Below are 24,252 nucleotides of genomic sequence, written 5' to 3'. Positions count from 1 at the left end.
CATTTATTTGGGTTCGCGTACTAAATTTGTTTGTAAAATAGGAGAAAAAACATGGCAGAAAAAATTGTTATCGCTTTAGGCGGAAACGCTCTTCAGTCAGGTAAGAGCGAGGCTACTGCGGAAGCGCAGTTAGAAGTAGTTAAAAAGACATGTGAATATATTGCAGACATCAGCTGCAAAGGATACGAAATCGGCTTGGTTCACGGAAATGGACCGCAGGTAGGCAGAATTCTTCTTGCATCTGAAACTGCAAAAGATGTTACACCGGCTATGCCGTTTGACGTATGCGGCGCTATGTCACAGGGATATATCGGATATCACCTGCAGCAGGCTCTGAAGTATGCACTGAACAAAAGAGACAAGAACATTCCTGTTCTGACGGTTGCGACACAGATGATCGTCGAGAAGAAGGACCCTGCGTTCCAGAATCCGACAAAACCGATTGGACCTTTCTATTCAGAAGAAGAAGCAAAAGCTTTAGAAACTGAAAAGGGATACACCATGAAGGAAGATGCCGGCAGAGGATGGAGAAGAGTCGTAGCTTCCCCGCTCCCTAGAAAGATCGTAGAAATCGGCGCAGTGAAGAAACTGTGGGATTCTTCCATCGTCATTTCCTGCGGAGGCGGCGGAATTCCTGTCGTTGAAAACATGGATGGTACTATGGAAGGCGTTGCTGCCGTTATCGACAAAGACTTTGCAGCAGAATTGCTCGCTGAGGAGGTAGGCGCAGACGTGCTGATGATTCTGACAGAGGTTGAAAAGGTTGCCGTAAACTTCAACAAGCCAGATCAGAAAGACTTAGACAGATTGAACTTAGAAGATGCAGTAAAATACATCGAAGAAGGACAGTTCGCGCCAGGAAGCATGCTTCCAAAGGTAGAAGCGGCAATGAAGTTTGTAAGAGCAAATCCGAACAAGAAAGCGATTATCACTTCACTGGATAAAGCAATCGATGCTTTAGAAGGAAAAACTGGTACAGCAATCACTTTTGCTTAAAATATAATAACGTAAGTAGAACAGCTGCTTTGCAGGGGGAGACCCCTCGCAGGCAGCTTTTCTATTGGAAAAGTCTGCTTTATATTATCATAAAAATAAGGAGGCGCCCTATGGAATATATCAAATGTGACCTGTGATGAAGAATATCAGAGAAAGACTTGCCGGCAGAATCGGAAATTTAACTCTTTACAGCTTATCAAAGAGAACAACGTTCACGAATGCTTTGGATTTTTCTCTTTCCTGTCTTTTGGAGAGGCAGAAGGTCACAAAGAAGAATGATATCGTCGACGTTTTTGAACATATTTGGCGAGGGGGAATGCCGCAGGTTCTCCTTGCCGACGAAGAACAGCGAATGGAATATTACAATTCTTATGTGGATACGTATCTCATGAGAGACGTATCAGAAACTGGCGGAATCACCGATGTGGTGCGTTTTCGAAAATTTTTGAATGCATGTGCGGCTCTTGTGGGCGAGCAGGTTAACTACAAAACTCTGGCAGAGACTGCGGAAATTTCACAGCCCACGGCAAAGGAGTGGGTAAGCATTCTCCAGGGGCGGGGGGATTCTTTACCTGTTGCAGCCCTATGCAAATAACGAATTAAAGCGTTTGACCAAAACGCCAAAGCTGTATTTTTGCGATACAGGTCTCTGCGCATTTCTCTCTATGTGGTTGACGCGGGATACGCTGATGAACGGCGCGGCAAGCGGCCATTACTTTGAAAATTATGTAGTCATGGAGTTGATAAAGAATTATGCATATGCAAAATTTACCGCGAACCTGACGTATTATCGTGACGCCAATATGAAGGAAATTGATGTATTTGTGGAGGCGGATTTTCAGATTCATCCATTGGAAATCAAAAAATCGGCGAACCCGAATCGCCGTAAAACCCGTAAGTTTGAAGTCGTCGACAAGGCAAATCGTGAGCGGGGCAGTGGCGGGATTATCTGTATGTGCGAAGAAGTGATCCCGATTGATGAGAAGGACTGCTTTATTCCGTGCAACTTGATCTAAAACAGAACCATTGTTTTCCTCGCCTTGAGACCTACCCACCCAGATACCCCCTGGTCCTATATGCGCCCATGAAATCAGCCTATCCGGCGCTAAACACCTGTTTTGGGGACTGCTGCGCCGCTTTTTTCTAAGCGGAGGCAGCTGCGGGGCAGTTGAATATGAGATCTGATCACTATATGGCACATATTTGTTAAATAATGTAAGTGAGGCTGGTAGATGCTGCCCCAAAACCTTTGCTTTACCATTAAAAAAATGAATATACCCTCGGAATTTGTTCTCAAGCGGCGCAAGGCGCATAAAAAACGTGTTTTGCGCCGCTTTGTCGTGATCATTATGACCACTTATTGCAAAAAACGACCAGTTATTTCACAGTCGTTGCGACAGAGAAGAGCATGAGGTATAGTGTGGTTAGAAGTAAGGAACAGTGTTAATACAAAGTAGGTTAGGAGATGAAAAGGAAACTATTAATCGCACTGATCAGCACGTCACTGATTCTAGGAATGACATCGATCCCATCTTCTGCACAAACGGAGCAAGGTTACATAGATGATGTGGATCAATTGAAGCAGTCTTGCAGCAGGATGTCAATACAGAAAATTTAAAGGATATCGTAGCGCCAGAGGTTGCAGCAGAGTTTATGGATGAGAAGTTGAACCAGGCTGCGGAACTAATTAGCAGGCAAGAATTTACAGCGGATATGCAAAAGCAGGAAGATGGGTCGCTATGTAAAAGATGGCGAGAAAAGAAATGAAGCACACGTTGATGATGGCTTAGATGATTTTCCGCAAGCATTATCCTGGGATCTAGAAACTATGCAATAAAATAGGAACCTAAACAGCACTACAGGCTAAAATGTCTGCAGTGCTGTTTCTACAGATGTAGTGTAACAGCGGAAGGATAACAGTAGCATTAAGTGGTAAATATTGAAGTGATTCAAAAGAAGGTGAAGAAATGAAGGAAAGAAAAAAACTGTTTATTTTCTGTAGCATGATTTCGATATTAATTTTGCTTTTTAGTATTTGCTTTTCAAAGAATGCAGGCGAAGACATCATTAGTGGCTTGATTTCTGCAGGGGAATTAGATAAAAAATATTTATCCAATGAAGGGTGGTTCTATGACTATAGTAGCCTTGATGTCCACCACATTGCCACAGGCGTATTTATTGTTGGGTTTTATTTATGGCAGATACCTATGTGAAAATAACAAGAAGCTAGCAGTAATTTTGATGGGATCATATCTCATTGCAGAGTTGGTAATTATAGCTCAGTTTTTAAATTTTGTTTGGATTATCGGTCTGCAGATGCTGTTTATCAGCCCAATAGCCGTAGTCATGTTTAAATTTAGTTAGCAGGAGAGAATGTATTTGGGGAGGTGAAAAAGCAAAGCAGGCAGTGAGATCCAGTATATGCTACTCGAGAAGAGGGACAGCAGAATTGTGGAGGCTGGGAAGTCCCTGATCGTACCGATATAATAGTAGAAGGAAGATACGACACGTGCACGGTGAATGTTTGTGCGCTGTGCCGTTTTTATTATGTTCTGAAAATCCTCTTCGCCAACCTGTGCTTGGGCAAAACGCAGTACAATCGTTAGAATAATCAAAAAATATGAATCCTTTACCAGAAAACCCAAAGCAAATGATAAACTCCCCTTTATAGTTTATATTACAATAACTATAAGTTGCAATATAAATAATAGAGAGGAGAAGAAAATGGAAAAGAAAAAAAGAAAGTTTCAAGTACCTCATGTCTATGCGCTGCTGGTAGGATTGATCATCCTTTGTGCAATTTTAACCTATATTATTCCGGCAGGCGCCTATGACATGATGACCCTGGAGGACGGCCGTGAGGTAGTGAATCCTGAAACCTTCCACTACATCGAGCAGACGCCGGTAGGCGTCATGGGAACCATGTCCGCCGTATTCCGCGGCATGCTGGAAGCAGCGGAAATCGTATTTCTGATTTTTATCTTTGGCGCTTGTTTTGGCGTTATCGGAGAAACCGGAGCGATTGAGGCTGGCCTGGTCAAGGCGTCAAAGGCGCTTGCAGGCAAAGAAGTAGTAATTATTCCAGTATTAATGGTCATTTTTTCAGTAATGGGCGCTATCATCGGTTCGGCGGAGGACTTGCTACCCTACATCCCGATCTGCGTAAGCCTGTGCTTGGCACTGGGCTTTGACTCCATTACAGGTACGGCCATCGTATTGTGCGGTGGAGCCGCAGGATTTGCAGGCGCATTTCTGAATCCATATACCGAAGGCGTAGCGCAGAGTATTGCCGGACTGCCGATGTTTTCGGGGCTGGGATACAGATTAGTCGTTTACGGATGCTTGGTGCTTCTGACCATCACCTTCGTATTCATCTATGCCAGAAGAGTCAAGAAAAACCCACAGCTTTCGCCGATGTACCAGATTGACCAGGCGAGAGAAGATAAGCTTGAACTGGACGAGGGGACACATCCTTTCGGCATGCGTCAGAAACTCATCCTCATCGCTCTGGCAATTACCGTAGGCCTTTTAGCCTATGGAACCATTCAATGGGGATGGTATTTTGAGCAGATTGCAGGTCTGTTCTTCGGACTGGGCATCGTGTCAGCCATTTTGGGCGGACTGTCCGTGAACCAGTTTGCCAATGCGATGGGAAGAGGCATGGCAGACATCGCAACGGGTGCGCTGGTCTGCGGTTTTGCGAGAGGTATCATGGTTGTACTGACAGACGGCAACATCATTCACACGATTCTCCATGCGACGGCAAACGTGCTCATGAAACTGCCATCCGTCATATCTGCAATCGGCATGTACATTTTCCAGTGCCTGCTCAATTTTGTCGTTCCGTCAGGAAGCGGACAGGCGGCAGTATCTATGCCAATCATGGCGCCGCTTTCGGACCTAGTCGGTGTTACAAGACAGACAGCCACATTGGCATTCCAATTGGGCGATGGTATTTCCAACATCTTTACGCCGACGTCGGGATATTTCATGGCGGCACTTGCTCTGGCAAAGATTCCATGGGAAAAATGGGCAAAATGGATTCTGCCTTTGATCGGTCTGCAATACCTGCTGGGTGCGATTTTGATTGTGATTGCACATCTGATGAATTGGGGACCATTTTAAGTTGAGAGGTAATGATGAATAGTTATGAGAAGATAGTAGAAGCGGCGGAGGAGACAATCCGCCGCTATCACAAAAAATTAACAGAACTCAACGATGACATTGCTGATCATCCTGAGGTTTCGACCAAGGAGTTTGAAACTTCCAGGAAGATGACAGCGCTGTTGGCTCAAGAGGGGTTTCAGATCCTTTACCCCTTCGCCGGCCTCGATACAGCGTTCAAGGCATACACAGGCAAAGAGCATAAATACAAAGTGGCGATTTTGACGGAATATGACGCGCTGCCCGAACTGGGCCATGCCTGCGGACATTGTCTCAGCGGCTGCATCAGCTTACTTGCAGGGATTGCATTGAAGGACCTGGAGGATCAGCTTGATGCAGATATCCATATCATAGGGACGCCGGATGAGGAATACGACGGCGGCAAGGTAAAGATGCTCAGAGCGGGCGCTTTTGACGGATATGACATGGCCATGATGGTACATCTGTACGACTCCAATTTGGTTTATACCAAACTTCAGGCCATGGACACCTATACCTACTACTTTCACGGACAGGCCGCGCATGCATCCGCCTGCCCATGGGAAGGACGTAACGCCTTCAATGCCAGCCAGCTGATGTTCCATGCGGTGGATATGCTGCGGCAGCACGTGACACCTGACGTGAGGATCCACGGAATTATCAGATATGCTGGAGAGGCACCGAATATCGTGCCGGAAGAGAACGCCTTGGAGATGTATATCCGCGCACTGGAGCGGGAAAATCTTAACGAGGTGGTTCGGAAGATCGACGACTGTGCCAGAGGTGCGGCCATTGCAACCCAGACGACCTGGGAAAAGAAGGCGACGGCAGAGGTCTACGACAACATGAAGCAGAATCCATTTGGTATTGAAAATCTAAAGCGGGTTTATGAGGAGCTGGAGCTGCCCCTAAACGGCAATGCGGAGGAAATCTTCGGTTCATCGGATACCGGAAATGTAAGTATGATCTGTCCGGTATTCCATCCCACTTTGCAGGTGGTGGATCAGGGCGTAGCCGTCCACACGCGGGAGTTCGCCGAGGCCATGAAGTCAGAGCGGGCACATGAGGCGCTGCAGACAGGGGCGCGGATTATCTGCAGGCAAGTTGCAAAACTGCTCTGTGACCCGAAAAATATGGAAAAACTGAAAGAGGATTTTGAGAGGTAAAGACCATGGTATATGTATGGATGTTCCTTCCCGCTATCTGTTCAGCAGTGGCACTGGCAGTTTCTCTTGCCTACGGACGGGAAAAGAGCGCCTTGGTGATTGCAGCAGTAGCGGCCATGTCCGTGTTTCTTCTTGTCAAAGACACCTTGCCGCTGCCAGGGGCAGTCAACGCGGTAGCAGTGGCCTTTGCTTTGACGTATCTGGCGATTTCCATCTATCTCGCCGTGAAGAAAAGAAAAGAGCGTGACGCAAAATGCTAGACACGTTGATTATAGACGGCTGCTATCCTGATTTTGAAAGAGATAGAATGATAGAAGCGAATATCGGAACTCAAAATGGAAAGATCAGTTATATCGGTGATCAAAGGCCGTCTGCACGAAGGATTATCGATGCGGCGGAGCGGGTAGTATCTCCTGGCTTCATAGATATCCACATGCACGAAGAAAATTTTCAGGAAGACGGGTCAGGCTATATCATCGGAGAACTGATGCTGAAAATGGGCGTTACCACCGTCTGCGGCGGCAATTGCGGTATGCAGAATCAAAGGCTTTCGCAGTTTAAAAGGATGATTGAACGCCTGGGTGGCGCACCGGTCAATTATGTCATGCTGGCGGGGTATAATCAGATGCGCTATCTCCTGGGAATAGGCCATAATGAGAGCATTTCTCCAAAGCAGCAGCGGCAGGTGCTGGATTTGCTGCGTGAGGAACTGGAGGAAGGCGCCAGCGGTATTTCCTTTGGCATAGAATACGACCCCGCGATCACCTTTGACGAGATGGCGGAGGCTTTGATGCTGCTTCATGGCAATCAAAGCTATCTGGCGGCGGCACATTTTCGCCAGTCGGCAGACGGAGCACTGGACTCGATCAAAGAGATGATCGCGCTGTCTGAAGTTTCGGGGGCAAAGTTTCAGATTTCTCACCTGGGCAGCTGCTCGGCTACGGGACAGATGGCGGAGTCTTTGGAACTCATTGACGAGGCGAAGAAGAAGCATTCATGGATCGACTTCGATATTTATCCTTATAACGCTTTTTCCACATTGATTGGCAGCGAGGTGTTCGAAAAGGAGAGCCTGGATCAGTGGTGCAAAGACATCGGAACCATCATGCTCACCCAGGAGCCGTACAAAAATGTCTATTGTACAGAGGACGTGCTCCTGAAGGCCCGGTCAGAGTATCCCGATATGCTGGCGGTGGGTTTTATCATGGATGAAGGGGAGATCGCACAGGCTATGAGCCATAAATGTGGTATGATAGCCAGTGACGGTATCTTGAATAAGGGAAAGGGACATCCGAGAGCGGCTGGAACTTTTCCGCGTGTTTTGGGAAGATATGTCAGGGAGCAAAAGAGAATGCCCCTGCTGGACGCCTTGCGGAAGATGACGCTGTATCCTGCAGAAAGGCTGTCTCTGTCTGCAAAGGGGCGTATTGCCATCGGCGCTGACGCGGATCTGACGGTCTTCGACCCGAAGACGATTTTGGATTGTGCGTCCTACGATAATCTATATCAGCAGCCGGAAGGGATTGATTATGTGCTCATCGGCGGCTGCGTGGCCTTGGATCATAAACAGGTCGCATGCGACAGACTGGGAAGCTTTATTCCCTTCCCTTAGCCAATGCTGGCGAGAGCAGTCTTAAGAGAGTGTACAATAAAATAGCCTTAAACTTATGGATAAACCCGGCAGGACTTTTTTAGCTCTGCCGGGTATTTTTTATAAACGACAGAGAAGCTGTAAATCCGTTATTACAAAACAGAAGCCAGGACAACTTTGTTGACATGTCTAAAAAATTTTCGAATTTTCTTGATATATGACTGTGAAAATAGTACCGTGGTAAATGAATAAATGCGGACAATTGCGTAATTTTCAACCCTTGGAAACGATTCTGATCAGTTGGCATATAACTTGCGATAATATATGCCAATAAAGGAAAAGGAGGAAAACTTATGTCAAGTCAGAATCAGAATACACCAACAGAAGGGAGACAATTTAAAAAAGAAATCAGCGTATTCGGAGGAGTCAGCATCGTAGCTGGTATTATGATCGGTTCCGGTATTTTCTACTTAGGATCTTACGTTCTGCAGAGAGCAAATTATAATACTGGAACGGCACTTCTCTGCTGGGTGATCGGCGGTCTGATCAGCCTGCTGGGCGCCTTATGTATTTCCGAACTGGGTGCATCAAGGCCGAAAGCAGGAGGTCTTACCGTATACCTGAACGAGGTGTATCACCCAATTGTCGGCTACATGTACGGATTCAGCCAGTGGCTCATTGCAAGTCCAGGTTCCATTGCGGCTGTGGCCATTGCCATACCCACAGCGCTGATCGACTTTTTCCCAGAAATGGGCAATGGACAGGTAAAATCCATCGCTATCGTTTTGATTATTTTATTTACGCTATACAATGTTCTGGGAGTAAAAGAGGCTGCGATGATGGCAAATGTTACTTTGATAGCCAAGTTGCTGCCGATGTTCATCATCCTCATAGCGGCCATTGCCGTAGGCAGTCATATGCCAGATTTAAATCCGGTGCCGACCGATGCAGAGGGAGAAACCATGGGCTTTGGTGGCAGCATCAGCATCGTGTCCTTCGCAGTGCTGTCATCACTGTGGGCTTATGAGGGCTGGTCCAACGTTGCCAATATCGGAGAAGAGATGAAAAACCCGAAGAAGAGCCTGCCATTGGCGCTGATTATCGGCGTCGGTTTTGTGACTGTCTTTTATGTGGTCTTCAACTTTGCCATTTACAGAGTGATTCCGGTTGAAGAGGCAAAAGCTATGATCGAATCCGATAATGTTTATTTAGGGACAGAGGTGGCTAGAAGATTGTTCGGCAGTGCAGGCAGCATCCTAGTCGTCGTGGCAATGCTCATCGCCATGCTGGGTTCTTTAAACGGTCAGGTGCTGGCATATTCTAGAATCGGTTATGCTATGGCAGAAGAAGGCCACTTCTTTAGAAACCAGAAGAAGCTGTCAAAACGTGGCGTACCTGCAATCAGTCTGATTACGCAGGGTGTGATTTCTATCATTCTGGTTCTCCTGCGAAACTTGGATCAATTGACTACACTGGTCGTCTTCTTGGGAATGATCGGTTCGCTGCTGGGTGTTGCTGGTGTCCTGGTCAACAGAATCAGATTTCCAGAACTGGAGAGACCATACAAAGTATGGGGCGGTGCGGTGACAGTAGTCATATCTACACTGATTTTTGCAGGACTAATGGTTAACAACTTTATCGAAGACCCTGTTATGTCAATTCTGGGACTTGTCATTGTACCGATTATCGGGGCAGTCATCTACATTTATTATGACAGGAAAAACAAGAAATCGCAGTAAATCATTAAAATTGTTGGGACAGTACGCAAACAGGGCTGTCCCAATCTTGCTGTGCAAATGTTCCAAATTTTGGGAAGCGCGCATCTGCCGTTGAAGGTAGTTTAAGGCTGTGATAGACTTTACCTAATTATAGCAGGGAGACGAATGACCATGGGATTATCAAACTACGCAGAACAGATATTAAACATCTATAATTACTATAACGGAGCGATTATGGTAAATCGCAGAGGGATGATCGAATATTACTATAACAATCGAAAAGACATCAATACATTGACAGAAAAAGATGTCCTAGGGAAAAGCCTTTTCGAAATCTATTCCAGCATCGACATGGAGAACAGCACGCTGATGGAAGTGATGCGTACCGGCCAAGCGATGTCTAGCGTTTATCAGAGCCTGGTTAACTTTAAAGGAGAGAAATATGGTGCAATCTGCAGCACGTTTCCCATCTTTGACAACAATAAAATCATCGGCGCCATCGAGATCTTTCTCTATTTGGAAGAGCGCGATAAATACATGAACATCTTCATCACAGGTGCAGAGGCCAAGGGGCCAAAGCGCTATTATGTTCTGGATGATATCATTTCTGTTTCCAGATCTATGAATCTTCTCAAAGGGAGGATTTTAAGATTGTCAGACACGGATTCCACTGTGATGATCTATGGAGAGACGGGCACTGGCAAAGAATTGGTCGCACAAGCAATACACGCTAACGGCAGACGGAGCGGAAAGCGCTTTCTCTCTCAGAATTGTGCTGCGATTCCAGAAAACCTGTTAGAAAGTATTTTGTTCGGTACTGTCAGAGGTGGGTATACTGATGCAGAAAATCGAATGGGGCTTTTTGAAGCGGCTAATGGCGGCACCCTGTTTTTAGATGAAATCAACTCGATGGATATTTCTGTGCAGGCAAAAATTCTAAAAGCGATAGAAGAACAAAAAATTCTCAGAATCGGCGGTTTGGAGGAGATTCCCATCGATGTGCGCGTCATCGCAGCCATGAATGCCGATCCGTGGCAATGTGTAGAAGAAGGACTATTGCGGGAGGATCTCTATTATCGCCTGAAGGTGGTGCAGCTGAATATCCCTCCTTTAAGAGATAGAAAAGAGGATATCCTGCCGCTGACCGCTTACTACCTTGATTTTTTTAACAGGACAATGCAGAAGCAGATTAAAGACCTTTCTGACGAGGTAAAATCTTTGTTCTTTCATTATCAATGGCCAGGGAATGTGAGAGAGCTGAGGAATATGATCGAAAGCGGTTTTAACCTCTGCGAGGGTGAAATCATCGAAAAGGAAGACATCGATATCAACTTATTTAATTTGGCGAACGAAAACACGAGTGGTTTAAAAGCGGACAAGGGTGGTGAAGGATTTCTGAAAGAGCAGATCCGGATTTTTGAACGCAAAGCCATTACAGATGCCATTAAAAAGTGCGATAACTTGATAAAAGCGGCTGACTGTCTGGGCATCAGCCGCCAGACGCTGAACAACAAGATGAAAGAACTGGAGATTACAGAGCATCTGTGACATAGGAGATCGTGATATGCAGAAATTAAGAGAGTATGCGCAGGAGGTATTGAATCTATATAATTATTTTAACGGTGCAATTATCTTCGATCAGAATGCAGTGGCGGTATACTATTATAACAATCGACAGGATATCAACAATTTGACAGAGGAAGATGTGGTGGGCAAACACCTCAGCCAGATTTATCCAAACCTTGACCTGTCAAGCAGTACAATTATAGAGGCCCTGACAAAAGGCATACCGACATCCAATAAAGCGCAGAGGGTAAAGACGTTCAAGGGGAGAGAATTGAACGAAGTGAACACGACAATTCCCATCTTCGAGAACGACAACATTATTGGAGCGGTAGAGGTGTCAAAATATATCATCGGGGACGAACTTCACCAGAATATTTTTGTTACGCCAGTGACAATGGGGCAGCATCGGCAGCTATATACTGCAGATGATATCATATCTGACTGTATACAACTGCAAGAAGTGAAACGCAAGATTAAAAAGGTAGCCCAGACGGATTCCTCCGTATTGATCTTTGGCAAGACGGGCACTGGAAAAGAAATGGTAGCGGAATCTATACATACAGGTGGGAAGCGAAAAGCAAAGCGATTTATCTCACAGAATTGTGCGGCGATACCAGCGTCTCTGCTAGAGAGCATCTTGTTCGGTACGGTAAAAGGAAGTTTTACCGGGGCGGAAAATAGAATCGGTCTGTTGGAAAGTGCCGATGGAGGGACGCTGTTTCTCGACGAAATTAACAATATGGATCTCAGTATACAGGCGAAAATTTTGAAAGCCATTGAGGAGCAGAGAATCACCCGGGTGGGGGATTATGAATCGAAGCTTATCGATGTGCGAATCATTGCGGCGACCAATCAGGATCCCTGGCAGCTCGTCAAGGATATGAGATTGAGAGAAGACCTCTACTATCGGCTGCGGGTCGTGCAGATTGATCTGCCTCTATTATCAGAACGAAAAGGCGACATTGACCTGCTCACCAAGTATTTTATTAAGAAATACAATAAACGGATGGGCAAAAACGTGATGGGACTCAATGGAGAGACGGAACGATTTTTTCATACATATCCCTGGCCGGGAAACGTCAGAGAACTAGAAAACACCGTCGCAGGGGCTTTTAACTTTGTCGAGGGTCATTTTATAAAACTGCAGGACATCAGTTGGTATGATGGAGGTAAAGAAATGGAGGATGACGACTTCTGCGATCGGTTTTTGACAGGTGGGACGTTGAAGGATATGGTCAGAAATTATGAAAAGCATCTGATTGAAGAAGCCATGAGACAATCGGCAGATTTACCACAGGTGGCGCAAAAGCTGGGGATCACCAGGCAGAATCTAAACCATAAGATGAAACAGTATCACCTACAGATGCCAGCGGGGAAATGAAAATATTTTTGACAGTGAGAAAAAATTTTATATGTTCTGAAAGAGGGAACGGCGGTCAGCCTGCAGGAGTAAAAAATAAAGGTTGAAATTCTAACGATTTTAATAAAAGTGGATTCTATGTAAACGAAAGAATTCACTTTTTTATTTGGCACAGTTATTGCGTTACATATCAGAAGTAAATAGATTGGAGGTATGATAATGACAGATAAGAGAATGGATATCGAAGCGATTCCGGGAGAGAGGTGGTTCCCTAAGGAGTCGAATTTTGAAGAGGACCTTTGTGAATATTGGGGAGACTGGGGAGTCTGCTCAGAAGTAGATACGCTGAAGGCAGTTTTGATGCGCAGACCGGGTAAAGAAATTGAACACTTTGACGCGGCAGCGGTGAGATTCTCGCAGGAACCAGTTGATATCGAACTCATGAGAAAACAACATGATGATGTCGTGAATATCTATAGGGAGTTTGGAGTCAAAGTGTTTTATGTGGAAAACCAAAGAGAAGATCGGCCGAATGCAATCTTTTGCAGAGACTTGATGTTTATGACGCCGGAGGGCGCAATTCTGACAAGACCGGGTATGGCGGCACGGCGTGGTGAAGAAAGATATATTGCGGAGGCACTGGGAAAGCTGGGTGTACCGATTCTCAGAACCATCACAGGAGACGGAATGTTTGAAGGCGCCAATGCCATGTGGGTAGACCGCCATACCTGTGTAGTTTCTACTGGCAGCAGGTGCAATGGAAGCGGCTATGAGCAGGTAAAATACGAATTGAACCGGATGGGTGTGGAAGTGTATCACATGCAGCAGCCTTACAGCAATATTCATATTGATGGTTTGATGAACCCGCTGAGCAATGAGGCTGTGCTGATACATGCATCTCAAGTGCCTTATGACATCATCGACATGCTGAAAAAGAAGGGTTTTCAAATTTTGGAAGCGCCGTCCAGGACGGAAGTGAGAGAGTCCTTCGGCTGCAATTTTGTCGCTCTGGAACCAGGGCACATTTTGATGCCGGAAGGGAATCCTCGCACACAGGAATTATTGGAGAAGAATGGAATCAAGGTGCAGACGGTAGATATTTCTGAAATTATAAAAGGCAAGGGGGCGCTGCACTGCATCACAGCGTATTTAAAAAGAGGTTAGAGGAGAAAGACAAGATGGAAGAAAAAAAGAGAATAGATATCGACGCTTTGGCGGGCGAACGGTGGTTTGCGAAAGAGACATCCATCATTGAGGATATGTGCGATCTTTGGGGCGACTGGGGTGTCTGCTCCGAAGTCGATCCCCTGCGTGACGTTTTGATGCGGCGGCCGGGAACTGAAATTGAAAAATTCGATTGGCAGGCGGCCAGATTTAAGGCGCCAATTGATGTAAAACGATTCAGGGCACAGCATGACGCTTTGGCAGACATCTACAGAGACCACGGAGTCAGAGTGCATTACATAGAAGAGCAGCGAAGCGACCGACCCAATGCCCTCTTTTGTCGGGATCTAGTGTTTATGACGCCGGAGGGCGCCATTGTGACCAGACCGGCTATGGAAGCGCGACGAGGAGAAGAACGTTTCGCTGCAAAGAAATTAGCGGACTTAGGCGTTCCCATCATCAGAACGGTCTGCGGCAGTGCCACCTTTGAGGGGGCCATGGGTCTTTGGATTGATCGTCACACAGTCGTTTTAGCTTCAGGGGTCAGAACGAATCGGGAAGGCTACGAGATGGTAGAGGAAGAATTGCGGCGCATGGGAGTCACCGATATTTTACACATGCAGATTCCTTATGGCCACGCCCATATTGACGGATTGCTCAATATGGCCAGTCAAGAGATAGCTATGATTCATGCATCACAGGTTCCCTATGATGTCTGCGATGCACTGAAGAAAAAAGGCATCAAGCTGCTGGAATGCCCGTCACAGATTGAGGCAAAAGAGGGGCTGGCTATCAACTTTGTAGCCATTGAACCGGGGCTTGTGGTTATGCCGGCTGGCAATCCCCGGTCCCAGGAACTGCTCGAACAAAATGGAATTAAAGTCATACCGGTGCAGTTTGATGAAATCTTGAAGGGTTACGGAGCGATTCACTGCTGTACGGCATTTTTGAAAAGAGGTTAAGAATGAAACGAATATTTATTAATGGAAGAATTAGAGCAATTGATGCAGAAAATCGTCTTTATCAGGCTATGGGCTGTGAAGACGGAAAGATTGCAGCGCTGGGTACCAAGGATGAGGTCATCAAGGCGATGGGCGATTGTGAGATTGTAGATCTGGCTGGCCGAGACGTATTGCCTGGCTTCATCGACGCACACATTCATCTTCTGGACCACGCCATCTTTGAGAAGAAAACGGCACTTCTCAGCGGGGTGAAGAGTGTAGAGGAACTGGTTCAAACCATGAAAGCGTATATTGCCGATGTGAATATTCCTGAAGGCCAGTGGGTTACCGGTTTTGGCTGGGATCAGGAGGCTTTTCCCGATGGACAGTTCCCTACCTGTGAGCAGTTGGATCAGATTACAGACAAGCACCCGCTGATGCTCAATCGAAGATGCGGAACCATCTGCGCTGCCAATTCTATGGCCATGAGGATTGCTGGAGTGGACCGGAATACCAAAGACCCACAGGGCGGAGAACTGGTGAGATTTGCTGATGGTTCTCCTACTGGCGTCATGCTGGAAAGTGCGATGAGCTTAATCGGGGACTGCGTGCCAAAGATCGGAGATAAGCTGGAATTAAAAGAACTACTGGCCTTTTCTTTTGACGAAATGGTTAAGAACGGTGTAACCGTGTGTCATACAGAGGACTTTTATTCCGTGAGTGACAAACGCGCGCTTTGGGAGGCCTACTTGGAACTATTTGCTGAGGGACGAATGCCCATTGACCTGGTTCTGCAACTGCGTATTCACAGACCGGATCAACTGCAGGAGTTTTTTGATTTTGGATTTCATTCCTGGCAGCGTTTTGGCAACGTCAAAATCGGTCCCATCAAATTCCTTGGCGACGGATCACTGGGGGCCTGGTCAGCGGGACTCAATGAACCGTACAGTGATAAGCCGGATACCTGCGGATGCCTTTACTGGAACAAAGAGGAACTTGCCCGCATTGCCAAAGAGATTGTCGATCACGACTTTGACTTGACCATTCACGCTATTGGAGACGCAGCGGTGGAAAACTTCCTCGACGGGTGTATCTCTGTCAAAGAAGAAATCAAGGCGAAGGGATTGAGGCCGTCGATTATCCACAGCCAGATTATGAATGAACGAATCTTTGAAAAATATAAAGTGGTCGATGCTATCGGTCTGGTGCAGCCTATGTACATCCATTCTGACTGGAGTATTGCAGATGACAGGGTAGGTGACAGAATGAAGACCAGCTATTGTTTCAACTCTATGCTGAAACAGGGCATCAGGCTGGCAGCAGGCTCAGACCTGCCCATTGAGTCAGTCAATCCGCTGGAAGGAATCCAGGTCAACGTGACGAGAAAAGATCTCACAGGTCAGCCTGAGGGCGGGTGGTACTCAGAGGAGCGCCTCAGCAGACTGGAGGCTGTCAAGATGCATACTATTTACGGGGCTTATGTTTCCAAAGATGAAGATCGGCTTGGCTCTCTGGAAGTCGGCAAACAGGCAAACTTTGTCATTTTGTCTGACGATGTGTTTACCGTGCCGGAGAATGAGATCAAAGAGATTAAGGTGCTGGAAACATATATCGACGGCGATTGTAAATACAGAGCATAACAGGAGGAGAATGAGATGAGAAAAAATTGGCCGCAAGGCATAAAAATGGGCGTAGCCCTGACCTTTGATTTAGATGCAGAGACTTTCTGGTTTTCCAGAACCATGGACAGCAAAAATAATCCGAATCTGATGGCAGAAGGGGCATATGGACCCAATGTAGGAGTGCCGAGAATTTTGGATATGCTGGACAGACAGCAGTTGAAAGCGACCTTCTTCATTCCAGGCTGGGTCATAGAGCAGCATACAGAGACCTGTCGGGAAATCGTCAGACGAGGACATGAAATCGGCTATCACGGTTATCTTCATGAGACGACCTACTTCCCAGAGCAGGATCGAGAATTGGTGGAGAAATCAAAGAGAATCATGAAAGAACTGCTGGGGGTAGAACCGCTTGGTTACAGAGCGCCGGAAGCGATTTTGACCGAAGAGACGATTGCGAATGTCATGGCTAGCGGTTTTGAGTATTCTTCTAATACGATGGCTTGCGACTGGCCTTATTATCACGAAAGTGGAGATGGCGAGAAACTGATAGAACTACCTTTCTCCTGGCTTTATGATGACACGTCTCACTTCTTCTTTACTCTGCAGATGCCGGAGAGAAGGAGGATCTGTTCGCCGTCTTATGTAAAGGAAATCTGGCAGAGTGAGTTTGACGGACTGTACGATGAGGGCGGACTGATGACTCTGGTACTTCATCCCCAGTGCATCGGCCGTGTCAGCCGGGTTAATATGCTGGAGGACTTGCTTTGCTATATGAAGACCAAAGCGGGTGTCGCCATAGGCCCTGCACTGGATATCAGCAGGCTGGCGAGACAAGGCCTGGAAGAATCTTTTAATTCTTAAAAATTCTTAAAAGAGTGTACTTTCTACCGGAAAATATGTTACTATGTTTTTAGAGATTAATATTTCCAACAATAGCAGCATCATTACAGAAGGGAAGAAGGTCATGAAGAGAATAAGAAGGCTCATTTGCACTTTGTTATCGATCAGTATGATTTTGACGGCAACGGCCATATACGCATTTGGGCAGACAATAGATTCAGTAAATCAGGGGAATGTAAGCGACAGTTCTTCTAAAGAACTGAAATTGCAAGTGATGGATACGGGAAATCGTTTTCCAGGTGTGGAGAACTCCTCGTCATTCCCCAAGTTAAAAATGAACCGAAAAGGCGCAAAAATCGGCAGAGGGGAAAAGCTGAGACTGAAAGCCTTTTATTATCCGCCCACCCGGAAAGGCACGAACTTTCGCTGGGTATCTACCAACCGAAAAGTGGCTAAGGTGACGTCAGATGGCATTGTAAAAGGCATCCGTCCGGGCAGAACTAATATCGTTGTATCCCAGCGCTCAAATCCCAGTGTCAGGGCCATTTGCAAGGTTACAGTGGGTTATTCGATCAAATATCACACCAAAGGCGGCAGACTGGCCAGAAGAAGTCCGCGTGTCTACTATAACGAAAGAGTCACCCTCAAAGACCCGGTAAAAAAGGGTTATGAGTTTAAAGGCTGGTATATAGACCGCGGCCGTACGAGGAAGATTACCTATATTGACAAGGATGCGGACCGAGACTATACGCTCTATGCAAAATGGGAAAAAGAATAGGAAAAGAAGAAATGTGCATAGAAAAGGGGACTGTCAGAAATGACAGTCCCCTTTGTAATCTATTCATGTGCAAATCCGCCGTCATGAGTTTCTTTTGCCCGATATAATGCCACATCGGCTGCCTTTGACAAAGCCACATAGGTATCTCCTTGTTTTGCCAGTACCGCGCCAGCAGATAGGGTGATGGCAGGCATATTCCGTTTTGCGGCTTCTTTTGCCAGGGTTTGATTGATATCTTTCATGATTCTCTGTGCAACAGAGTAATCGTCGGTATCCGCTACAAAGATTGCAAATTCATCGCCGTGAAGACGGGAAGCGATATCGATAGTCCTGATACGTCCGACAATCATCTGGGCAGTCAATTTGATGACTTCGTCCCCGATATTGTGACCGTAATTGTCATTGACCTGTTTGAAATGGTCGCCGTCTATCATGATGAAGATTCCGCTGTCATCTGGTTCCATTTCGGTGAGGATTTTAGTCATGTTTTTCTTGAAAGAACTGAAGTTCATCATGCCGGTCAATTCGTCGATGGCAGCTTCTTTCTGCGCGGCCTTCAATGCGATTTGCAGACGTTTCTGTGTCTGGCCCAGCTCTACATAGGCCTCTTTTAACTCCCGATTCTTAAGTGCCCGGCTGATTTGATTCAGGATATAAATCAACAGCAGTTCGATGAGCAGCAGCGGTACCAGCCAATTACCTAAGGTTGCCTTGAGCATAGATAAGAATGGGATGAGCACGAGAAAACTGTAATCATCTTCTTGTAACAGATAACCGTAATAGCGGCTGCCATCGATAGTAATTGAGTGAGCCTTGTCATTGCTTTTCGCAAGCAGTGGCAGATTATCCTTGAATGATTCTCGGAAGTTGTAAAAAGAAGTGGCAGAGGCAATCTTCTCTTTTGCTTTTTCTATCTCGTCGGCATCGTTCTCGTCGATAGCTGCCAACTCTTCTTTGGCTTCATCAATTCGCGCCCTCGCCTCTGGGATGGAGTCGTGAAAACTGCTCCCCAGATAGGCCTCGGTGGTGCTGCCGATAATCGTACCGTTTTGATTATATAGGATAACTTGTTCACCTTTGAAACGATTCATGGAATGAATCAGATCCTGGATATTCCCCATTTTGATGTCATAGGCGAAGACTGTTTCTTTGTCAGGCTGCAGCTGAGAAATGGTTGACAAAATATAATGGTTGGCGTAGCTCATGTAGGGCGGCGTGAAGACGATTTTGCCTTCTCCGGCAGCAGCGTCCTTGTACCACGGGCGCTCCGTGGCAACATAGCCCGTCTTTTCGTACTCTGCGTAAGGCGTGTCCCAACTGTAAAGGTAACGTCCCTTATAATACATGTAAAGACCGTCGAAGGTATCACCTTCGATATCCAACATTTTAGTATCTATGGTTTTCAGGTAGTTCCAGATTTGGTCGGGATCGGGATTGTTTTCGATTTCCCGCGACAGCATTTCTGTAAAAATCTGAAAAGAGTGTTTATAATCTGCAAGGACGTTATTAAAATCGTCACGAGTGTCAGTGGCTTCTTCTATGAGGTATTTGTCAATTGCGTTAGATTCGTGAATACTAATAAAAAATATCCCCGCAATATTGACGATGATAAATATGGCAGTAAAAAGTAAAGTCTTTTTGTGTTCTGTCAGCTTGTGTAGGTCCATCTTCTTTTATCTCCCTAATTAAATACTATACCTTTATCATATCATATTTGATGATGGTTATGAAGGTGAATTTTCGGAAATTTTGGTAAAACAAAGGGACTCCCACAGCAAATTCCTGGAATAGGTTCCTGAAATAGATTGCGCGCCTTCATTAAACAAAAAACAGGATATTATGGCACAAAAGGCTATCCAGACCTGTATCTGCGCCTTCATTTTTAATTTTTTTGAATTTACTTGCATTACTCCCTTTGCAAAACGTGTGAAAAACAAGCATATTTCTCTTTTTTTGTCTCTTTCCTTGATCTGTAGAACCGTGTTTGAAACAGAATATCTCATAAATGTAAAATAAAGGAATTTTATTCGTTCTGAATCTTTGGAATGCGCAAGTAATGGAAAATAATTTGCGAATGAAGGCGGATTGGTTTACAATAATCAAAAAATGTGCCATTAAGGATTAAAAAATTGAAAATGAAGGCACTTTTTTTGTTTCCGCTGTCACAGGGTTGTGAAGAAGGAGTGTCAACCTTTGTTTCATGCGCTTGCCGCGGGGATGCCCATTCCTTCTACACAGAAAAAGAGAATTGTGGTATAATGAACGCACAATCCTACAGCTTCGCCTTTTTGCCCCGCAAGCGTAGCGAGCGGCTAGGCAAAACGGACAGCGCAGCGAACAACGTGAGCGAAGGAGTATGCGAAGCATACGTTGCTGCAATGTAGGAATCATTGAATCATGTGCCCCGATATTATTCATAGTGGAATGCACATGGCATAATTCTATATTGGGACAGGAGTATAAAGCGTGATGAAGGAAGAACAAAAAACAACGATGATAGCGGTGGCGGGCAAAGGGGGAGTCGGAAAGACTTCCATCGCAGCCGCCATGGTAAAGATACTGACAAAGAGGTTCCCCGGAAAGCGGATTCTCGCCATCGATGCGGACCCGGCGGTGGGACTAGCCACGGCCCTGGGGATTGAAGAGGGGAAGACCATCGACGACATCCGTATGGAAGTAGTGGAGACTGTGGAAGACGGACAGACCAAGGCAGCTATCGAGCTTCTGGGGGAAGCAAAATACCAAATTTACGACGCTGTAAGCGAACAGAATGGATTTGCGTTTATCGCAGTGGGGAGACCGGAATCCGCCGGCTGCTACTGCAAGATCAATTCCTATCTGAAGGATGTGATCCAGATGCTGTCGGAGAATTTTGATTACGTGGTCATCGACGGAGAAGCCGGCATCGAACAGATCAACCGCCGGGTGATGGAGAAGGTCACCCACCTGGTTTTGATCACAGACGCCAGCCGCAAGGGGATACAGGTGGTGCAGACCATCAAAGGTGTGGCGGACCGTCTGGTCATGTACGATGAGATGGGTGTAATCGTCAACCGCATTCCCGGGCCGGAAGCCAAGAATTTGGTCGATACAGGCGCGCTGCCTGTCTTGGCCTATATCCAGAGTGATGATCAGCTGGCGAAGTTCGACCTGTTAGGGGAGAATGTCTTTTTCTTGCCCGATGAGGCAGAAATTGTCCGGGGTGCGGCGGGAGCTTTGGCGGCTCTGGGAATTATCGAAACAGGAGAGAAACAGTGAAAGATTTAAAACATTTATATTACTTCGAAAACTTATTAGAAGAGGTGAACAACGACTTGGTCAGAGAAGGTCTGCAGCGGGGCGACATCGCCATCGGCGGCGTCTGCTCTCTGATTCCAGAGGTTTTGCTCAACCTGCCGGGTACCTTTGCCGTGCGTCTGCGCGCACCGCGGACCGGCTCCATCGAAATGGGCACCTACTACATGACCAGCCTTCTCTGCGAAGGCTGCCGCGCCTATCTGGAGAGAGCCTTAGAGGGCGGATACGAATTTTTGGACTGCATACTGGCACCGGACGCCTGCGCCCAGATGAACCGCTGCGTAGAGAATATCGAGAAGCTGCAGTTATGCAACAAGGAAAAATTCTTTGTATCCTATGCCGACGTTCCCATGAAGGCGGACGAAACGGCGTTAGCCCACTACGTCAGGCAGATGCGCCTGCGGGTGCTTGCACCTTTGTCGGAGGTGTACGGAATCGATGTATCTGATGGGGCTTTGCGGCAGGCGGTAGAAAATCAAAACCGAATCAATGGACTGATTACGGAGATCGGGTCTTTTCGCAAAGAAGAAAATCCGCCGATTACAGGATATGAGTTTGCAGTTTTATGTCTTGCCACCTACAGCTGTCCCCACGATCTTCTGATTGAGAAGCTGGAGGAGACTTTGGCAGAGGTGCGGCAGCGGAAGCCGGACGAGAAAAGTCCGTTCCGTGCCCGTGTTCTGCTGGCAGGCTCGGAGCTGGACAGTCCGGAGCTGATCAAGCTGGCGGAGGAAGCGGGCGCCTACGTGGCGGTAGACCGTTTCTGTTTCGGCTCCTTCCCAGAGCGGCAGCCTTTGCTTTTGACAGAAGATGAGGATGTCCTGACGCAGATCTGCAGGCAGTATATGATGCGGGGCCAGTGTCCGCGCTACATGAATACAGAGAAGATCGAAGAGCGCAAGGCTTACATAGACAGCCTGGCAAAGGAGTACAGGGCCGACGGCATCATTTATCAATATCTGAAATTCTGTGATTACTGGGGATATGAACAGGCCGCATCCACCCATATCATGCGGCAGGAGTACGGTTACCCCATCCTCTCCATCGACCACCCGTATTCGGTGGGAAGCTCTGGACAGATTCGTACCAGAATCCAGGCCTTTGTGGAAAGCATCGAAATCAAGAAACTGCAGAAGGGGGCGAAGTAATGGGAAAAGAACTAGGAAGCGGTCGCCTGGGCGAGCTGTACAACGGGAAGAAAGCAAGGAAGCGCCGGGAGTGGCGCGGTTTCAAGGACACCTGGTACGCCTACACCCAGTGGCTGAAGATATGGAAGGTCCTGATCAAGTTCATGGCAAAGCCGAGAAACATCAAAGGCTTTTTCCGCTATCGCTGGATGCTGAACTATCTGGCGGTACCAGATTTCTTTGATCGTCATACGGAAGGCATGCGGGGAGAGCAGCTTCGCATGGCTCATATGGGATTGGGGCTTATCGTAGCCGACATGTGCGAGATGGTTAACACGGTGTTCAAGGCAGACCCTCGCATCGGCAACGACAAAGAACTGAGTAACCGAATCGTGCTCCTTGATGAAAACATGATGAGTGAAATCATGAATGGATTCCCCAATCTGCAGTGGGTATCGGTAGAGGTGCCTGCCATCTATACCAGCGCCATGATGAATCAGACTGGCGTATCTCACTATATCGACGTAACCAGCGAATACGGTGTGCCGGGCGATGTGTGCCCGATGCCGGCGGCGGAACTGGGGCTGGCCATCGACGACGACTTTCCTCTGATTGGAAAGTGTGCGGTGCAGTGCAATACAACCTGTGATGGAAGCGCCATGGGCAATGGCATCGAGGCCAGATGCTTCAAGATTCCGACTTTCCAGCTGGCAGTGCCGATCCGCCATACGCAGGAAAGTGTACAGGAATATGCTGCTGATGAGATCAAAAATGCCATCCACTTTATCGAGGAGCAGACCGGAGAAACCTTTGACTGGGACGCTTTCTTTGCTTCCATGAAGCGGTTTAACAAAGAATCCCAACACGCCAAGGAGTGGCTGGAGATTTCCCGCACCCCTTATCCCCAGGTTATCGGAGACAACCTGGCGCTGTATCGTTACGGTGTCTATCAGGCGGCAGGCGGCAGAAACGACGACTTCCTGAAGGTGGACGAAAAATTGACGGCTCTGGCTATGCAGGCCTTTGAGCGCAAAGCGCCGGTAGTGAAAGAAGTCCGCCATCGTGCCATCACCTGGGGCGTGCAGGCTGCCTACTATACAGCCTTTCCGATCTGGATGCAGAACTGCTGGGGCATCGTGCCTATTGCGGATATGCTGAGCCTGGTTTCTATGGACGAAATCAATACGGAGGACAAAGAGCAGGCTATTTACGATCTGGCACACCTTTACGAGAACATGATTATGAGAAACCGCTCCAACGGCGGATACGAAGTGGGCGTGGAGGCCCTTTGGCGCTACTGCGAATACTTTAACGTGGATATGGTGGTCATGTACACCCATATGGGATGCAAGGCCATGAGCGGCTATCACGGTATCTTTGAAGAGGAAGCCCGCAAGCACGGTATCCACCTGATTTGGGTAACCCATAACCTGATGAAACCGGAGGACGCATCGAGAAAAGACATGCGTATGGAAGTTAATCGCTATATGCGCACCGTGCTGAGAGAAGAACCCCTCGACCCGTCACTGGAGGATTTCGATGACGCCAAGTGCTGGTAGGGAGTCCTAACCCAATTTGCGCAGCAAATTGCAGGTAGGACCCCGGTCAGGAGTGCAGCGCTTTAGCGCGTGGCACTCTACGGCCTAGACTGGTCCCAATTTGCGCAGCAAATTGATGGACAGTCCTTATGCTTTAGCGCCCCGCAAGGCGAGAGCGAAGAGAGCGGTGAGCGGCAAGGCGCTAGTCGTATAATGGAGTCCTAACCCAATTTGCGCAGCAAATTGCAGGTAGGACCCCGGTCAGGAGTGCAGCGCTTTAGCGCGTGGCACTCTACGGCCTAGACTGGTCCCAATTTGCGCAGCAAATTGATGGACAGTCCTTATGCTTTAGCGCCCCGCAAGGCGAGAGCGAAGAGAGCGGTGAGCGGCAAGGCGCTAGTCGTA

At 47.1% G+C, this 24,252-nt stretch carries 21 protein-coding genes; 20 read left to right on the top strand and 1 reads right to left on the bottom strand.

What is annotated here, in order from left to right:
* The first annotated feature begins 51 nt into the window (after window positions 1-51).
* The 17 genes from arcC to BN6539_RS00550 all read left to right on the top strand — a co-directional run bounded on the left by arcC (window position 52) and on the right by BN6539_RS00550 (window position 17,885).
* Window positions 52-996 (top strand): carbamate kinase, encoded by a 945-nt coding sequence (arcC, locus tag BN6539_RS00625; RefSeq protein WP_067532409.1) that lies wholly within the window; start codon window positions 52-54, stop codon window positions 994-996.
* 136 nt (window positions 997-1,132) lie between these two features.
* Window positions 1,133-1,591 carry a DUF4143 domain-containing protein gene (locus BN6539_RS22815; RefSeq protein WP_227142575.1) on the top strand — a complete coding sequence of 153 codons (459 nt, stop codon included), beginning with the start codon at window positions 1,133-1,135 and terminating at the stop codon, window positions 1,589-1,591.
* A gap of 13 nt (window positions 1,592-1,604) precedes the next feature.
* Window positions 1,605-2,012 (top strand): DUF4143 domain-containing protein, encoded by a 408-nt coding sequence (locus BN6539_RS22810; protein ID WP_242869358.1) that lies wholly within the window; start codon window positions 1,605-1,607, stop codon window positions 2,010-2,012.
* 449 nt (window positions 2,013-2,461) lie between these two features.
* Complete coding sequence (locus BN6539_RS22205; RefSeq protein ID WP_156524164.1) at window positions 2,462-2,614, top strand: hypothetical protein; 153 nt, start codon at window positions 2,462-2,464, stop codon at window positions 2,612-2,614.
* A 349-nt stretch (window positions 2,615-2,963) separates the two neighbouring features.
* Complete coding sequence (locus tag BN6539_RS00610) at window positions 2,964-3,209, top strand: hypothetical protein (protein ID WP_067532403.1); 246 nt, start codon at window positions 2,964-2,966, stop codon at window positions 3,207-3,209.
* Between the two features lie 511 nt (window positions 3,210-3,720).
* Entirely contained in the window at window positions 3,721-5,121 is a 1,401-nt protein-coding gene (locus tag BN6539_RS00605) for a YfcC family protein (RefSeq protein ID WP_067532400.1), read from the top strand.
* An 11-nt stretch (window positions 5,122-5,132) separates the two neighbouring features.
* Window positions 5,133-6,305 (top strand): M20 family metallopeptidase, encoded by a 1,173-nt coding sequence (locus BN6539_RS00600; protein WP_082907276.1) that lies wholly within the window; start codon window positions 5,133-5,135, stop codon window positions 6,303-6,305.
* 5 nt (window positions 6,306-6,310) lie between these two features.
* On the top strand, window positions 6,311-6,565 hold the full coding sequence (locus BN6539_RS00595) for a hypothetical protein (protein ID WP_067532394.1): 255 nt from the start codon (window positions 6,311-6,313) through the stop codon (window positions 6,563-6,565).
* Window positions 6,559-7,917, top strand: a complete 1,359-nt coding sequence (locus tag BN6539_RS00590) for an amidohydrolase family protein (RefSeq protein ID WP_067532391.1) — start codon at window positions 6,559-6,561, stop codon at window positions 7,915-7,917. Before BN6539_RS00595 ends, BN6539_RS00590 begins: the two co-directional genes overlap by 7 nt.
* A gap of 332 nt (window positions 7,918-8,249) precedes the next feature.
* Window positions 8,250-9,635 carry an APC family permease gene (locus tag BN6539_RS00585; RefSeq protein ID WP_067532387.1) on the top strand — a complete coding sequence of 462 codons (1,386 nt, stop codon included), beginning with the start codon at window positions 8,250-8,252 and terminating at the stop codon, window positions 9,633-9,635.
* A gap of 150 nt (window positions 9,636-9,785) precedes the next feature.
* Window positions 9,786-11,162: a sigma-54 interaction domain-containing protein gene (locus BN6539_RS00580; protein WP_067532755.1), complete on the top strand. Its 1,377-nt coding sequence runs from the start codon at window positions 9,786-9,788 to the stop codon at window positions 11,160-11,162.
* A 16-nt stretch (window positions 11,163-11,178) separates the two neighbouring features.
* On the top strand, window positions 11,179-12,561 hold the full coding sequence (locus BN6539_RS00575) for a sigma-54 interaction domain-containing protein (protein ID WP_067532384.1): 1,383 nt from the start codon (window positions 11,179-11,181) through the stop codon (window positions 12,559-12,561).
* 198 nt (window positions 12,562-12,759) lie between these two features.
* Window positions 12,760-13,704 carry a dimethylarginine dimethylaminohydrolase family protein gene (locus BN6539_RS00570; protein WP_197492870.1) on the top strand — a complete coding sequence of 315 codons (945 nt, stop codon included), beginning with the start codon at window positions 12,760-12,762 and terminating at the stop codon, window positions 13,702-13,704.
* 14 nt (window positions 13,705-13,718) lie between these two features.
* Entirely contained in the window at window positions 13,719-14,666 is a 948-nt protein-coding gene (locus tag BN6539_RS00565) for a dimethylarginine dimethylaminohydrolase family protein (RefSeq protein WP_067532381.1), read from the top strand.
* A gap of 2 nt (window positions 14,667-14,668) precedes the next feature.
* On the top strand, window positions 14,669-16,285 hold the full coding sequence (locus BN6539_RS00560) for an amidohydrolase (RefSeq protein ID WP_067532378.1): 1,617 nt from the start codon (window positions 14,669-14,671) through the stop codon (window positions 16,283-16,285).
* A gap of 15 nt (window positions 16,286-16,300) precedes the next feature.
* Window positions 16,301-17,128: a polysaccharide deacetylase family protein gene (locus BN6539_RS00555; protein ID WP_067532376.1), complete on the top strand. Its 828-nt coding sequence runs from the start codon at window positions 16,301-16,303 to the stop codon at window positions 17,126-17,128.
* Window positions 17,129-17,231: 103 nt separating this feature from the next.
* Window positions 17,232-17,885, top strand: a complete 654-nt coding sequence (locus BN6539_RS00550) for an InlB B-repeat-containing protein (RefSeq protein ID WP_182435608.1) — start codon at window positions 17,232-17,234, stop codon at window positions 17,883-17,885.
* Between the two features lie 59 nt (window positions 17,886-17,944).
* Here BN6539_RS00550 and BN6539_RS00545 read toward each other — a convergent pair whose 3' ends face one another.
* Window positions 17,945-19,552: a sensor domain-containing diguanylate cyclase gene (locus BN6539_RS00545; RefSeq protein ID WP_067532370.1), complete on the bottom strand. Its 1,608-nt coding sequence runs from the start codon at window positions 19,550-19,552 to the stop codon at window positions 17,945-17,947.
* 802 nt (window positions 19,553-20,354) lie between these two features.
* Between BN6539_RS00545 and BN6539_RS00540 the strand changes: the two genes are divergently transcribed.
* Genes BN6539_RS00540 through BN6539_RS00530 form a run of 3 tightly spaced genes read left to right on the top strand, consistent with a single transcriptional unit; the run spans window position 20,355 to window position 23,868 of the window.
* Window positions 20,355-21,143, top strand: coding sequence for an ATP-binding protein (locus BN6539_RS00540; RefSeq protein WP_067532367.1), 789 nt, complete (start codon window positions 20,355-20,357; stop codon window positions 21,141-21,143).
* Complete coding sequence (locus tag BN6539_RS00535; RefSeq protein WP_067532363.1) at window positions 21,140-22,330, top strand: 2-hydroxyacyl-CoA dehydratase family protein; 1,191 nt, start codon at window positions 21,140-21,142, stop codon at window positions 22,328-22,330. The genes BN6539_RS00540 and BN6539_RS00535 overlap by 4 nt, the downstream gene beginning before the upstream one ends.
* On the top strand, window positions 22,330-23,868 hold the full coding sequence (locus tag BN6539_RS00530; protein ID WP_067532361.1) for a 2-hydroxyacyl-CoA dehydratase family protein: 1,539 nt from the start codon (window positions 22,330-22,332) through the stop codon (window positions 23,866-23,868). Before BN6539_RS00535 ends, BN6539_RS00530 begins: the two co-directional genes overlap by 1 nt.
* Window positions 23,869-24,252: the final 384 nt, after the last annotated feature.

Source organism: Emergencia timonensis, from assembly GCF_900086585.1.
Classification (GTDB): Bacteria; Bacillota; Clostridia; order Peptostreptococcales; family Anaerovoracaceae; genus Senimuribacter; species Senimuribacter timonensis.
This window is presented reverse-complemented; position numbering and strand designations above follow the sequence as displayed.

What these genes read in the sequence shown, in the direction of transcription:
- arcC (WP_067532409.1), top strand. Translation starts at nt 52, where the DNA reads ATGGCAGAAAAAATTGTTATCGCTTTAGGCGGAAACGCTCTTCAGTCA.
- BN6539_RS22815 (WP_227142575.1), top strand. Translation starts at nt 1,133, where the DNA reads ATGAAGAATATCAGAGAAAGACTTGCCGGCAGAATCGGAAATTTAACT.
- BN6539_RS22205 (WP_156524164.1), top strand. Translation starts at nt 2,462, where the DNA reads ATGAAAAGGAAACTATTAATCGCACTGATCAGCACGTCACTGATTCTA.
- BN6539_RS00610 (WP_067532403.1), top strand. Translation starts at nt 2,964, where the DNA reads ATGAAGGAAAGAAAAAAACTGTTTATTTTCTGTAGCATGATTTCGATA.
- BN6539_RS00605 (WP_067532400.1), top strand. Translation starts at nt 3,721, where the DNA reads ATGGAAAAGAAAAAAAGAAAGTTTCAAGTACCTCATGTCTATGCGCTG.
- BN6539_RS00600 (WP_082907276.1), top strand. Translation starts at nt 5,133, where the DNA reads ATGATGAATAGTTATGAGAAGATAGTAGAAGCGGCGGAGGAGACAATC.
- BN6539_RS00595 (WP_067532394.1), top strand. Translation starts at nt 6,311, where the DNA reads ATGGTATATGTATGGATGTTCCTTCCCGCTATCTGTTCAGCAGTGGCA.
- BN6539_RS00590 (WP_067532391.1), top strand. Translation starts at nt 6,559, where the DNA reads ATGCTAGACACGTTGATTATAGACGGCTGCTATCCTGATTTTGAAAGA.
- BN6539_RS00585 (WP_067532387.1), top strand. Translation starts at nt 8,250, where the DNA reads ATGTCAAGTCAGAATCAGAATACACCAACAGAAGGGAGACAATTTAAA.
- BN6539_RS00580 (WP_067532755.1), top strand. Translation starts at nt 9,786, where the DNA reads ATGGGATTATCAAACTACGCAGAACAGATATTAAACATCTATAATTAC.
- BN6539_RS00575 (WP_067532384.1), top strand. Translation starts at nt 11,179, where the DNA reads ATGCAGAAATTAAGAGAGTATGCGCAGGAGGTATTGAATCTATATAAT.
- BN6539_RS00570 (WP_197492870.1), top strand. Translation starts at nt 12,760, where the DNA reads ATGACAGATAAGAGAATGGATATCGAAGCGATTCCGGGAGAGAGGTGG.
- BN6539_RS00565 (WP_067532381.1), top strand. Translation starts at nt 13,719, where the DNA reads ATGGAAGAAAAAAAGAGAATAGATATCGACGCTTTGGCGGGCGAACGG.
- BN6539_RS00560 (WP_067532378.1), top strand. Translation starts at nt 14,669, where the DNA reads ATGAAACGAATATTTATTAATGGAAGAATTAGAGCAATTGATGCAGAA.
- BN6539_RS00555 (WP_067532376.1), top strand. Translation starts at nt 16,301, where the DNA reads ATGAGAAAAAATTGGCCGCAAGGCATAAAAATGGGCGTAGCCCTGACC.
- BN6539_RS00550 (WP_182435608.1), top strand. Translation starts at nt 17,232, where the DNA reads ATGAAGAGAATAAGAAGGCTCATTTGCACTTTGTTATCGATCAGTATG.
- BN6539_RS00545 (WP_067532370.1), bottom strand. Translation starts at nt 19,552, where the DNA reads ATGGACCTACACAAGCTGACAGAACACAAAAAGACTTTACTTTTTACT.
- BN6539_RS00540 (WP_067532367.1), top strand. Translation starts at nt 20,355, where the DNA reads ATGAAGGAAGAACAAAAAACAACGATGATAGCGGTGGCGGGCAAAGGG.
- BN6539_RS00530 (WP_067532361.1), top strand. Translation starts at nt 22,330, where the DNA reads ATGGGAAAAGAACTAGGAAGCGGTCGCCTGGGCGAGCTGTACAACGGG.